The 13,016-nt window shown below is 42.0% G+C and carries 12 protein-coding genes; 10 read left to right on the top strand and 2 right to left on the bottom strand.

What is annotated here, in order from left to right:
* Nucleotides 1-17: 17 nt before the first annotated feature.
* The 3 genes from DESDI_RS10440 to DESDI_RS10430 all read left to right on the top strand — a co-directional run bounded on the left by DESDI_RS10440 (nt 18) and on the right by DESDI_RS10430 (nt 3,121).
* Nucleotides 18-1,076, top strand: coding sequence for a DmpA family aminopeptidase (locus tag DESDI_RS10440; protein WP_015262584.1), 1,059 nt, complete (start codon nt 18-20; stop codon nt 1,074-1,076).
* A gap of 65 nt (nt 1,077-1,141) precedes the next feature.
* On the top strand, nt 1,142-2,386 hold the full coding sequence (locus DESDI_RS10435; RefSeq protein WP_015262583.1) for a hypothetical protein: 1,245 nt from the start codon (nt 1,142-1,144) through the stop codon (nt 2,384-2,386).
* A gap of 273 nt (nt 2,387-2,659) precedes the next feature.
* The gene (locus DESDI_RS10430) at nt 2,660-3,121 is read left to right on the top strand and encodes an N-acetyltransferase (RefSeq protein ID WP_015262582.1); all 462 of its coding nucleotides are present in this window, start codon (nt 2,660-2,662) and stop codon (nt 3,119-3,121) included.
* Here DESDI_RS10430 and DESDI_RS10425 read toward each other — a convergent pair.
* Both DESDI_RS10425 and DESDI_RS10420 read right to left on the bottom strand, forming a co-directional pair.
* A complete protein-coding gene (locus DESDI_RS10425; protein ID WP_015262581.1) occupies nt 3,111-3,335 on the bottom strand; it encodes a hypothetical protein in 225 nt (74 codons plus the stop codon). The two genes, DESDI_RS10430 and DESDI_RS10425, sit on opposite strands and share 11 nt — an antisense overlap.
* A 175-nt stretch (nt 3,336-3,510) precedes the next feature.
* Entirely contained in the window at nt 3,511-4,047 is a 537-nt protein-coding gene (locus DESDI_RS10420; protein ID WP_242825390.1) for a tetratricopeptide repeat protein, read from the bottom strand.
* Between the two features lie 827 nt (nt 4,048-4,874).
* On the opposite strand from DESDI_RS10420, the gene DESDI_RS10415 reads away from it, so the two are divergent.
* From DESDI_RS10415 to ldhH, 7 genes are all read left to right on the top strand, one after another.
* Entirely contained in the window at nt 4,875-6,152 is a 1,278-nt protein-coding gene (locus tag DESDI_RS10415; RefSeq protein ID WP_015262579.1) for an ATP-grasp domain-containing protein, read from the top strand.
* Between the two features lie 9 nt (nt 6,153-6,161).
* On the top strand, nt 6,162-6,449 hold the full coding sequence (locus DESDI_RS10410) for a hypothetical protein (RefSeq protein ID WP_015262578.1): 288 nt from the start codon (nt 6,162-6,164) through the stop codon (nt 6,447-6,449).
* A 46-nt stretch (nt 6,450-6,495) separates the two neighbouring features.
* Complete coding sequence (locus DESDI_RS10405; protein WP_015262577.1) at nt 6,496-7,392, top strand: succinate--CoA ligase subunit alpha; 897 nt, start codon at nt 6,496-6,498, stop codon at nt 7,390-7,392.
* 239 nt (nt 7,393-7,631) lie between these two features.
* Entirely contained in the window at nt 7,632-8,519 is an 888-nt protein-coding gene (locus DESDI_RS10400; RefSeq protein ID WP_015262576.1) for an HpcH/HpaI aldolase/citrate lyase family protein, read from the top strand.
* A 219-nt stretch (nt 8,520-8,738) separates the two neighbouring features.
* On the top strand, nt 8,739-9,995 hold the full coding sequence (locus DESDI_RS10395) for an NAD(P)-dependent malic enzyme (protein WP_015262575.1): 1,257 nt from the start codon (nt 8,739-8,741) through the stop codon (nt 9,993-9,995).
* Between the two features lie 250 nt (nt 9,996-10,245).
* A complete protein-coding gene (locus tag DESDI_RS10390; RefSeq protein ID WP_015262574.1) occupies nt 10,246-10,821 on the top strand; it encodes a LutC/YkgG family protein in 576 nt (191 codons plus the stop codon).
* Nucleotides 10,814-12,967 (top strand): L-lactate dehydrogenase (quinone) large subunit LdhH, encoded by a 2,154-nt coding sequence (ldhH, locus tag DESDI_RS10385; protein WP_015262573.1) that lies wholly within the window; start codon nt 10,814-10,816, stop codon nt 12,965-12,967. Before DESDI_RS10390 ends, ldhH begins: the two co-directional genes overlap by 8 nt.
* The last annotated feature ends 49 nt before the right edge of the window (nt 12,968-13,016 follow it).

Genomic DNA, 13,016 nt, shown 5'->3' with positions numbered 1-13,016 from the left:
TGTCAAGGGGGGATAAAATGCAGAGAAAAAGCGCGCGTTCTTATGGGTTGTGGATGGGCGAGTTAACTCCAGGTCCCAAAAACGATATCACAGATGTCCCTGGGGTTTTAGTCGGTCACGTGTCACTAATCAAAGGCTCGGGTCCATTGATTCCCGGAAAGGGCCCTGTTCGCACCGGAGTTACAGCTATCCGCCCTCATCCAGGCAATCTATATCGTCAACCCTGTTGGGCGGGTATACACGTTATCAATGGCTTTGGCAAGTCGCTTGGCGTACCTTTTATTCAAGAAACAGGAGTACTCAATTCACCGATACTCTTGACAAATACTTTAAGCGTCAATGATGCTGCACAAGGAATGTTGAGCTATTTATTAAAGGAAAATCCAGAAATCGGCAATGATGCTCGTACTCCAAATTTGGTCGTTTTTGAATGTGACGATTCTTACCTTAATGATATTCGCGGACGCCATGTGAAGCCTTGGGATGCAATTCTTGCCCTTAATCGAGCGACGGATAGTCTAATGGTTCAAGGAAATGTCGGGGCTGGGGTTGGGATGTCCTTATATCAACTCAAGGGAGGAATTGGGAGTGCTTCGCGTAGTGTCTCCATACAAGGAAGACCATTCTTAATAGGGATGTTGGCCTTAACCAATTATGGGAGATTAGAGGACTTTCTGCTTAACGGTGTACCGGTAGGTTTAAAACTAAAGATCAACTCTGGTGGTGAGGTTCCGGGTTCCCTTATACTCGTGGGTTTGACCAATGCGCCTCTCAGTCGCTGGCAACTAAATATGTTGGCAACTAGGTCGGCGATGGGGGTGGGTAGAACCGGTGGAGTATCACGAATGGGGAGTGGAGAATTTTGCCTCATGGTCAATACCAATGGTTTGTCTCAGGATAAGCTCCTCGATGATTGGGAGATGGATCCTCTGTTTAAAGCTGTTGTCGAACTCACAGCTGAGAGTATCTGGAATTCTATGTTTTTTGCTACCTCCATGGAAGGTCGAGATGAACATGTCCGGAAGGCTCTTCCAGTTTCTGAGATATTGAATAGGGCAGAGCTCTTTTTTCTCTAAGATGTCATGATGTCCCTACTCTGTGCGTAAATATGTAATGTGACAAAAATTAAGGGAGGATCATTGTGAGTAATTGGCTAGAAATCTGGGAGCAGCATCCGGATATTTTTATTACCCAAAATTGGCAAGAATGTTCCAGAGAAAAAAAGAAGGATTTGCGTCTTCCTCCGCATTTTCATTATTTCTTCGGGGGAGAGACCGCTCTGCGGGTAGGAATCGTTGCAAGCGAGACTCTGCCTAAAGAAGAGGATTTTTTACTAGCAGGTATGCTTTGGGCTAACCGTTTGAGCAATGGTGCGCGAACGGTCATATATTTTGTGGCTCCGGATTACTCTCCCTTCTTCCTGCATGCGCTATCAAAGATTGGAGGCCTAATTAATGCCAAGGCGGTATACTGGAGGGAACGCATATCGCCTAGTCTCTATTTAATTCCTGACTCAACTCTAGGGAATCAGAAAAAAGTTGCTATCGGGGAAAAGAGGCCCAATTGGCTTAAGTGGAGACAAGAATTAAACCCTGTTGCTCAGCAACAGCTCACTGTTATAAAAGGCTTTTTTGAAAAGTTAATGGACAGAGGAGTCAGAGCAGAGTTGAAGCATCAAACCATTTCTTTTATATGGGGTAATCTTGAGATCGCAGAAATTAAGAAGAAAGGTAGGAAATTTGACTTAGTGACCAAGGTAAAGTGGGAGAAGAATGGAGACTTAGCTCAGAGCCTTCAATGCCAAGGATGGGTAGATGCTTCGGGCGAATTAAACGGAGAGTTTTGTGCTGCCATTCTACGGATACTAGAAATCTTGGAGGAAAAGGGAAAAACAAAGCAACTTAAACCAAAAGACAGCCTATCCTTATGGCTTTCTCAAGGAGGAGGAATTTCGTCTGCTTTGTGGGGAGTACCGAAGGAATGGCCATGGTTACCTAGTGGCCGGAGTGAAAATTGGGTGGTAGATCTTGGTCAGTGGTTCTATTTTGAGGAGGGTTATCAGATCAGTGTTGTCTGCCCTATCCTAGATAAGCCCTTGTCTCATGCCAGCCAAACCATTCTCTTATCCAGTGTTCTAGAGATAAGCAACTTATTATGCGGTGATAAAAGCAAATCCTACAACGGCTGGGATTTAAAGATTCATTGGCTTACCTGCAAAGAAATGGAGGAGGAGCTTAGGCTCTGGTTGTCTTGGTTAAAGCAACCTGAACGCTATCATATTTGGACACTTCCGAGCAATTGGCAAGCTGAAGGGCTTAATGAATTGGTTTGCCGAAGCAATCCCTGCCGCAAAGATGCTTTTGGTGATTATCCAGGGAATGCATAGCTTTCGAATAAGGTAAAGTACAGAAACAAGATGCGCAATAAAGTTGCCGAAAATAAAAAAGGGTGATTCTTAACGAAGTGTTCGTTTGGAATCTACCCTTTTTTATTTATTGTATGAAAAATAGTTATACCAAAAGCAAATAATTTAGCCCTAAGCATTTGATAAGAATATTTTTATATTAATATCATTATAAAAATTAAATAAACTAATGGATTTCTATTCTATAAATATAAAATTTATTGTATAATTATACGATGAAATGGGGGGTAACCAATGAATTTACGAAGAGCAATATTAAGCGATGTTGAAGAGATGATGGCTCTAATCAATCACTTTGCTGATCAAGGACTCATGCTTCCGCGCTCGCGAAATTCACTCTATGAATGTCTCAGAGAATTTTTAGTGGTAGAAGACGAAGGTAGAGTAGTAGCTACTGGTGCATTGCACATCATATGGGATGATTTATCCGAAATCCGAGCCTTAGCGGTCATGGAAGAATACCAAGGGAAAGGACTCGGCAGAAGTCTCGTAAAAGCGTTGATCGATGATGCCCAAACCATCGGATGCCCCAAGGTATTTACTTTGACCTATCAACCTGTGTTTTTCGAACGGTGTGGATTTGCCATGATTGACAAAGAAGATATGCCGCATAAAGTATGGAAAGAATGTATTCATTGTGTTAAATTCCCCAATTGTGATGAAAATGCCATGATGTTGAATCTGACTAAGCAATAGAATGGGATTTACTACGCATAGGGCTTCTGTTGTAACAAAGTGCTAAAGTTCCCTTTTCAGCGAGGAGCATGTGAAGGAATTTCCATTGCAGATCGAGATAGGCATTGTCTAAATCTTGTTGACAGATACCTTGGGTAACCAGAACCTCGCGACAAGAATTCTCGAATTCGCGAATTAATTCTAATGCATCTTCATGAGTTGACAACATAACCATTCACCATCCTCTAAGTTATTATTTATGATACAGCTGGTTCTTTAGTGAGAAAACTGTATTATTTCAGGGTTGCCCTTATTATAAAAAATTTGTGTTGTGAAACGTGTTGTAAAAGGGAGAGAGTAACCGGATAATTTAGATAAAGAATGATGAAATAAGGGTGTTTTATGTAATATTATGCAGTATATGTGACGTGTGATTTGAGTTTTCTCCAGAGTGAAATATCAAAGAAGCGGATATTCCCTAATATGTAGTGTTTATTCGCCTTTGTATAGTCCCTTGTTACCACATAGCAATCACCAAGAGAATGGTGGATTGTGGCGGTATAGCTTAGAGTTAAAAGAAATTGAGTAAATTTATCAGTGCCATTATGCGGAAAACCTGATTTTTGCGCTAAAGCAAGGCTGTGTTCATAGATTTTTATGGCATCGGGCCATTTATTCATGTGCTGCAGGATATTGCCAAGAATAATGAGTAAAAGAGGCTCTGAATAAAAAGTAGGGTTTTTCATAATTGTGCTTAGGGCGTGCTTAGGTCGATCTTCTCTAAGGAGGATGTCGGCTAGGGTTGCGCACAGAAGGGGATCATTTGTATTTTGATACTTTTCTAAGAGTGCTATGGCTTGTCTGGTTTCACTAAAATAAAAATAGAGTTGACTAGCAAAACGGGAAATTGCAAGGGGTGTTGAATCCTGAGTGATTTCCTTTGCCATTTTTTGAGCGGTACTTTTTTTGTCAGGAGGAGGAAAGTTTTGTTTGCGCATCATTAATAGATAAGCTGTGCAAAATCCGATTACAAAAGAAAAGACTCCAAGCAAAGGACCGAATCTCCAACATAAAAACAAGCTGGTCAGAATAAAGAAGATGAATATGGAGAAAAAATAATAAAGTTTATAAACATAAAGTACTTGTAAGTCATATTTTACTTGGCCCATAATAACCTCCGGTATAAGAATAAATTCTGGCTAATTATATGAAGATGATTGCCAAATTATGATTCTATTTAGGTTGACTGTTGCATAAACCATGGTAGATAAGGGGAATCTAATGTGAACCCAAAAGGCTAAACATCTTTACATTGGTCTGACCTTCAGACTATATAATTAATTTTTGATTTTAGCAGGAGTTTGGTTCTGGATAGAGAATATAATAATTAGTGTTTTAAAAGATAAAACCATGTTTTAGTATTTGTAAGAATAGACAGGAATCGTATTGATTATTTGTATAGATAAAACTCAAGGGGAAACCCGAATGCTATATAAATATACATATTATTCGGAATATTCATAATATATCTTCTTATCAAATTTGTTCATTTATAGGTTGACTAAATCCTAAATTCCAGAGATAATAACAGTGTGCAAAGGAAAATGAAACTACGTTTCGCATTGCGAAACAAATTTCCTTGTAACACTACCTATCCATGTAGCTCACACTAAATCTCAGATTTAAGTTAGAGTCAAGGGAGGGTGAGAGTCTTACCAAGTGTTTTATCGGTGTATCTAGGTAAAGAAAATAACATTATGGAAGGGATTTATGCATGGCAAGATTTCTAGAGTATCAAGGTAAAGATTGGCTTGCAAAAGCAGGAATGCCGGTACCTAAGGGTCGTCCGGCATCGACCCCCGAAGAAGCAAAGGAAATCGCCGAGTGGATTGGCGGACCTGTAGCTGTCAAAGGTCAGGTACAAGCGGGTGGTCGTGGTAAAGCAGGGATTGTTAAACTTGTTAACACTCCTGAAGAAGCAGCAGCTGTTGCTGCAGAGATTCTCTCTAAGACGGTAAATGGCCTACCGGTGCGTAAAGTTCTTGTGGAAGAAAAGCTCGATATCAAAAAAGAATTCTATTGCTCCTTTGTCGTTAATGGTGCAAGAGAAGCTCGTTCCCCAATGCTCATGTTCAGTCTTGAGGGCGGAATGGATATCGAAAGTGTTCCTGAAGAAAAGCTGCTTAAGATCAATGTTGATCCTCTCACTGGATTGCAATCTTATGATGCAGTGGATTTAGCTGCAAAAGCCGGCGTTGCTCCTGAAGACTTAAGCAAGTTCGCAAAATTTTTGACGAAACTTTCCCAAACGTACAAGAAATATGATTGCATGACCCTAGAAATTAATCCTTTTATTATGACAGGTAAGGGTGATCTTATCTGTGCTGACTGTAAGATGGAAATCGACAACAGTTCAGTTGGTCGTCACCCAGAGTTCGGTTTTGATATTGCTCGTGACCTGCCGGGAGAGCCTACAGAGCTCGACTATATTGGTTGGAGTATCGAAGAGACCGATGCTCGTGGAACAGGGTTCCTAATGAACATGGGCTATGACGAAGTCAGCCCAGGCCATATCGGCTATCACCCCATTGGTGGTGGTTCAGCTATGATGGGACTTGACGCGCTGAATCAAGTTGGTTTAAAACCTGCTAACTATGCTGATACAAGCGGAAACCCAGTAGCATCAAAGATCTACCGAGTGGCAAAATCAGTGCTTTCTCAGCCGAATATTGATGGTTATCTCCTCGGTGGCTTCATGATGGCCAATCAGGAGCAATGGCATCATGCTCATGCTATCGTAAAAGTTCTTCGTGAAATTCTTCCAACCCAGAAACATGGACTACCCTGTGTTCTCCTCCTCTGCGGGAACAGGGAAGATGAATCTCTGGAAATTCTTCGCACTGGACTTGCTGATTTAATGACTGCTGATGGTCCTGGTAAGAGAATCGAGATTTATGGTAAACAATATGTTACCGATACGAAGTTCATTGGTGAAAGACTCTTAGCTCTGAGCAAGGAATATAGAGCTGAGAAAGAAGCTCAAGGAAAGTAGGGAAATAACGTGCTGGAATTCGCCGAAAAAAGTTGCAAAATCACAATCGATACCAGCAAGTGTGATACATGCAAAACAAAAGCATGTGCAGACGCGTGCAAAAAATATGCCAGAGGTTTGCTTGGAATAGATGATAAAGGTAGAGCATCGGTTGCACATCGTACAGAGGAAGAAGTTCTACGCCTTGGTACTGAGTGCCTTTCCTGTGAGTTTGCTTGCAAATTCCATGGTAACGATGCTATCACCATCGAAGTTCCAGTAACTGGACTCGATGATTACCTCGCCAAACGCGCTTAATTTCGATTGAGATAAAAATTAGCAATTTGTTAAATGAGGGATAAGAATGGGCATTTTGATCAATAAAGAGACCAGAGTAATTGTCCAAGGAATCACCGGTCGGGAAGGTTCTATGCGGACAAAGTATATGAAAGAATATGGTACGAAGCTGATTGGCGGTACAAGTCCTGGTAAATCCGGGCAAGAGATTCATGGCGTTCCTGTTTTCAATACTGTAAAGGAAATTGTTCGGGAACAAGGTGAAATAGATTTCAGCGTTATTTTCGTACCGGGCAGTGGTTTAAAAACCGCTGTTATGGAGGCAGCTGATGCAGGAGTTAAGAATATTATTCCTTGCGTAGAAGGCACGCCTATCCATGATATTATGGATATGATTGCTTATGCCAATCTTAAAGGTTCGAGACTGATTGGACCTGGATCCATTGGCATTCTCACCCCCGGGGAAGCTGTAGTCGGTTGGCTCGGCGGAAACGTGGAGTGGGCTAATAAATTTTTCCAAAAAGGGAATATTGGTGTATTCTCCCGTAGCGGTGGACAATCAGGGACCATCCCTTGGGTACTACGTGAGGGTGGCTTTGGTGTCAGTACGGTTGTTCATACTGGAACTGAGCCTGTCTTGGGTACTTCGATGGCTGATCTTTTACCGTTCTTTGAAGAGGATCCCGATACTGCAGGCGTTGCAGTTTATGCAGAAATCGGCGGTTCACAGGAAGAAGAATGCGCAGAAGTTATTGCTGCAGGTAAATTCACCAAGCCTTTCGTAATCTACGTAGCTGGTGCTTGGGCACCTGAAGGACAACGATTCTCCCATGCTTCCAATATTGTTGAGCGCGGACGTGGTTCAGCCAAGAGTAAAATGGAAGCTATCACACAAGCAGGTGGTTTCGTTGCTGAAAGGCCAACAGATATTCCTATAATTCTTAAGGAAAAGTTAGGTAAATAAATTAATTGATTATTCTAATGAAATGACAATTTCCCGCTCAGATGGGGAGCATCCTTATCTGGGCGGGAAAAGTTACTCACTCATGGCTGGTTATTCGGTGACTTAGCGCTACTAGATTGCTAATCAATTAGTATCGGTCAGGCGTCGAATAGCTTACATAGTAAGAAGCCATATTAACATTGCAACTAGGGACATTTATGTCCTTAGAAATATTATTAAATTTTTAGGGGGTATATACCATGGCTGTTATGAGATCTATTATGTACATTCCTGGAAACAATCCAAAATTCATTGACAAGATTGCCTCGATTCCTGCTGACATCATTACCTTTGACCTCGAAGATGCTATACCACCTTCCGAGAAAGAAGTTACCCGTGTTATGATCAAGGAAAATCTTCACAGAGGTCGCGATGGCGGAGCTCAAGTTTATGTTCGTATCAACAACTGGGAAACCGGCATGACCAATGATGACTTAGAGGCTATTGTGTGGCCAGGTTTAGACGGAGTAACCTTAGCGAAAACCGGTTGTGCAGCTGACGTACAACGTCTCGACTGGAAACTAGAAGAATTAGAAATGCGTCGTGGCATTCCTGTTGGAACTGTTAAAATTTCTATGCTTCTTGAAACCGCTAAAGGTGTCCAAAACGCTGGAGAATGCTGCTTAGCTAGCAAACGTAATGTTAATGCTATCTTTGGTGCAGTTGACTATTGCCGTGATATGCGTGTTAAACTTACCTCTGCAGCTGTTGAGCAACAATACGCTCGCGCTAAAGTTGCGGTAGCTTGCCGCACAGCTGGTATCGTTGCTATCGACGCTCCTTTCGTTGATTACAAAGATATCCCTGGCTTCGAAAAGAACGTTGCTGATGGTAAGCAAATGGGTTATGAAGGTCGTATGATCATTCATCCAGGACAAGTTGAGCCTTCCAACACCCTTTATGCTCCAGATCCTGCTGATGTTCAATGGGCAAAAGATGTTGTTAAAGTCTTCGAAGAAGAAGGTCTTGCCAAAGGTAAAGCTGCCGTTTCCTTGAACGGAAAAATGGTAGACACCCCTGTATATCTCAATGCACAAGATATCTTAGCTGCTCAAGCTGAAATCGATGCTAAGAACGCTGGTAAATAATTAGCAATAGTGCTAATTTCTACTTAGAATTATCATTTGCGGGTCGCTTCTTCATGAAGCGACCGCATTATTAAAAAATTGCGAAACAACGTTTCATTATATTAGGCATTGTGAAATGCTTATAGCTTGTGTGATGTTTTTAGCTTACGTAATGATCATAAATTATCTGGCTAAATCACATACTATCCATTAGTTTTAATAATGAGAGGGGATGTCTAAATGACCCGTATTAAAAATCTTCGTGAAGAGGCTTTAGAATTTCATAAAGTTAAACCTGGTAAACTCGAAGTTAGAGTCACCGTACCGACTAAAGATCGTGATGATCTTACTCTTGCTTATTCTCCTGGTGTAGCTGAGCCTGTTAAAGAAATTGGTGCTGATATTGAAAATCTTGATATTTACACCAATCATGCCAACTACGTTAGTATCGTTTCCGATGGTACTGCTATCCTAGGTCTTGGTAACCTTGGTCCTGCAGCAGCTATGCCGGTAATGGAAGGTAAGTCACTTCTCTTCAAAGCTTTTGGTGATGTAGACGCTTTCCCGCTTTGCGTTAACACCAACGATGTCGATAAAATCGTTGAAATTGTTGAGTTAACTTCCCCTACTTTTGGTGGCGTTAACTTAGAAGATATCAAAGCACCTGAGTGTTTTGAAATAGAAGAAAAGCTTAAAGCTCGCGGAATCTTCAAGGGACCTATTTTCCATGACGACCAACACGGCACCGCAGTTGTAACCTTAGCCGGTTTGGTAAATGCATTAAAAGTTGTCGACAAAAAGATCGAAGATGTTAAAGTCGTTGCTAACGGTGCCGGAGCAGCCGGTATCGCTATCATCAAACTTCTCATGAGCATGGGCCTGAAGAATGTTATTATGTGCGATACCAAGGGTGCCATTTATGATGGCCGCGCAGCAGGTATGAATCCTTGGAAAGAAGAAATCGCTAAAGCAACTAACCCAGAAAAGTTTAGTGGAGATCTGGCTGGTGCTTTAGTAGGTGCTGATGTATTCATCGGAATTTCTGCTCCTGATGTGCTTAATGAAGATATGATCCGTTCCATGGCGAAGGATCCTATTGTCTTCTGCCAAGCTAACCCAATTCCTGAAATCTGGCCAATTCAAAGAGCTATCGATGCAGGCGCTAAAGTCATCTCCACAGGCCGTTCTGACGTCCATAACCAAATCAACAACGTTCTGGCCTTCCCTGGAATGTTCCGTGGTGCTATCGATGTTCGCGCAACTGACATCAACGATGCTATGAAAGTAGCAGCAGCTTATGCCATTGCTAATATTGTTACTGATGAAGAGCTCACTGCTGAGTACATCATTCCGAGCACTTTCAACCCTGAAGTTGCTCCTGCGGTTGCAGCAGCAGTCGCTAAGGCAGCAATGGATTCTGGTATTGCAAGACGTCCAATGGATCCTCAAGAAATTGCTGATAATCTGAAGAAGAGATTAGCTAACCAATACAAATAAGCCTTAGTTCTATCAATAAATACTAAATTATAACAAAGAAAACAAAGAGATGGATAACGTCCATCTCTTTGTTTTCTTTGTTATGCAATTTGAAGGGATCCATAAATGACAAAATATATTATAATTTTTAGAAAGCCATTGTAAAATTGCCAATTTTGAAGTAACATATTGGCATGGTGGCCTGACCAAAATTATATATATAGATAAGGCCACTATGCAAAGAGAGAGAAATGAAGAAGGGGTGTGTCAAATGGAAGAATTGAATCATTTATATGAGCGTTTTGAGGCAAAGCTTCAAGCCGTGTCTGGCGAGTGTTATCGAACCCAAACGCTAGAGGAAGCAGAAGCTCTTATTGCTAAAATCCTTAAGGATAAAGGAATTGGGAATGTAGCGATGGTTCATTCCCCAATGGTCGCAGCTATGAATTTGGATAAAAAGCTAACTGACCATGGTATAACTGTATTTACTGATCGTTATCATGAAGTGACTCCGACAGTGGGTGCCGGAATTACGGAGATGAAATGGGCTATTTCTGAATTGGGGACTTTAGTCCAATATGCAGAGGATGTCAATGAGCGGCTTTGCTCATCTTTCACACCGTTACATATCGCTCTTGTTCAGACTTCAACCTTATTGCCGGATATTATGACGGCGTTAGCGACAGTTCATAGGGAGCCTAGAATTCCTGGCTTTGTTGGTTTTATCACAGGTCCAAGCCGTACTTCAGATATCGAACGGGTTTTAACAATCGGCGTTCATGGCCCTGAACAATTGGTGGTAGTATTTGTAGATGAACAAGCAGGGGAGGGTGTAGTCAATGGCTGATGCAAATTTTAAAAAGAGAGTTGAGGATGCTTTGGAGAATCCTATTCTCCGTGGAGCATTAGGTCGTTTTGGTGACGTTTATGGTAAGAACCGCGAGCAAGCCTACCAAGGCTACGATTTTGAAAATCTTCGTGAAAAGGTCGTTGAAGTAAAATCCTACGCTGCCGAGCATCTCGATGAGATGATGGACCAATTTGAGAAGGCAGCAATGGCTAGAGGTGCGAAAGTTTTCCGTGCTGAAACCGGAGATGATGCCAAGAAGTATATCATCGAACTGGCGAGACAACAGCAAGTGAAGAACATTGTTAAATCCAAGTCAATGGCCTCTGAGGAGATTCATCTTAATGATGCATTAATCAACGAGGGCTTTGACGTTCAAGAAACAGACTTAGGAGAATGGATTATTCAATTAGCGGGACAAAAGCCCTCCCATATGGTTATGCCCGCTATCCATATGACCAAAGAGCAAGTGGCTGATACATTTAATGATAACCTTAGCTATCATAATGACCCTGTTATCACCAAGCTTGTCAAAACCGCACGGGCAGAAATGCGCAAGAAATTCATGGAAGCTGATATGGGAATTTCCGGAGCTAATATTGCCGTCGCTGAGACTGGAACTCTAATGATGGTAACTAATGAGGGAAACGCCCGTTTGACTTCGACAATGCCTCGGGTTCATGTTTTCCTAGTGGGACTTGAGAAATTTGTTCCTAAATTCGAAGATGCCGGCTATATTTTGCAGACTTTGCCGCGTAATGGCACAGCTCAACAGCTGACTAGCTATGTGACCATGATTACAGGTCCTAATCCAACTTATTATCCAGACGGGTCCGTTCAAGATAAGGAATTTCATATCATCTTAATGGACAATGGACGCCGCAAAATGTACGCAGATGAGCAATTTAAGCAAACCTTCCAATGTATTCGCTGCGCGGCCTGTTTAAATGTATGTCCTGCTTTCCAACTGGTTGGCGGACATGTTTACGGGCATATTTATACCGGAGGCATTGGAACTATCTTAACCGCTTTTCTTAACTCAGAAAAGGATGCGGAAAATCCACAGAATCTCTGTCTCCAATGCGGAAAATGTACGGAAGTCTGTGCCGGTAAGCTGGATATTCCCGGCATGATTCTTGAGATTCGGAATCGGATTGGTGATCAAAAGGGCTTGGCCGTAACACCGAAATTTATTTTGGATGTTGTATCCAACCGTCGCTTATTCCATTCCCTTTTACGAGTTGCTTCGAAAGCCCAACTGCCCATTTCTAAGGGTCAGCCGATGATTCGCCACTTACCTTTCTTCTTGTCAGGCTTAACCGATAAGCGGAGCTTGCCTACCGTCGCTGATGTACCTTTTCGTGATGTAATTAAGAAGATTGATCAAGATATCAAGAATCCCCAAGGTACGGTAGCATTCTTTGGTGGTTGCCTTGTCGACTTCGTGTATCCTAAAATTGGCGAAGGTGTTGTTAAGGTTTTAAATGAAAAAGGGTATAAAGTAATTTTCCCCGAAGGACAATCTTGCTGTGGCGCACCGGCAACCTATATGGGCGATCGCAAGAATGCTCGAAAATTGGCAGTCATGAATATTGAAGCGATGAATGCTGAAAGTGTAGATTACGTGGTCTCAGCCTGCCCGACCTGTACCCATGCCCTTATTGATAGCTTTAAAGAGCTGCTTGCTGACGATCCGGCCATGTTTAAGCGCGCCGAAGAGCTCAGCAAGAAATCAATGGACTTCTCAAAGCTTCTATCGATTTTAGGTGGTTTGGAAGAGGATGGAGACGGGGTACCTTTGAAAGTCACCTATCATGACTCCTGTCACTTAAGGCGTAAGATGAATGTTATTCAAGAACCACGTAATATCCTCTCCAATATAAAAGGTGTTGATCTTGTAGAGATGAACGAGTCAGATCGTTGCTGTGGATTCGCAGGATCATATTCCATTAAGTTCCCCGAAATGTCTGGGCCGATTTTGGAGAGAAAACTCCGCAATATTGAAGCCACAGGGGCTGAAGTCGTAGCTGTAGATTGCCCGGGATGTCTCATGCAAATTTCTGGTGGATTGGATCAAACCGATCTGAACGTGAAAGTTAAGCATACGGCACAATTACTATTGGAAAAGCGGCAAAAGAACAGATGATCCAAAGCGAAGTTGCCAATTTTAAGAAAAGTGTTGACGATAAAATAGG

It is taken from the genome of Desulfitobacterium dichloroeliminans LMG P-21439 (assembly GCF_000243135.2).
Taxonomy (GTDB): Bacteria; Bacillota; Desulfitobacteriia; order Desulfitobacteriales; family Desulfitobacteriaceae; genus Desulfitobacterium; species Desulfitobacterium dichloroeliminans.
The sequence above is the reverse complement of the archived record's forward strand: the minus strand, read 5'-3'. Positions and strand labels throughout refer to the sequence as shown.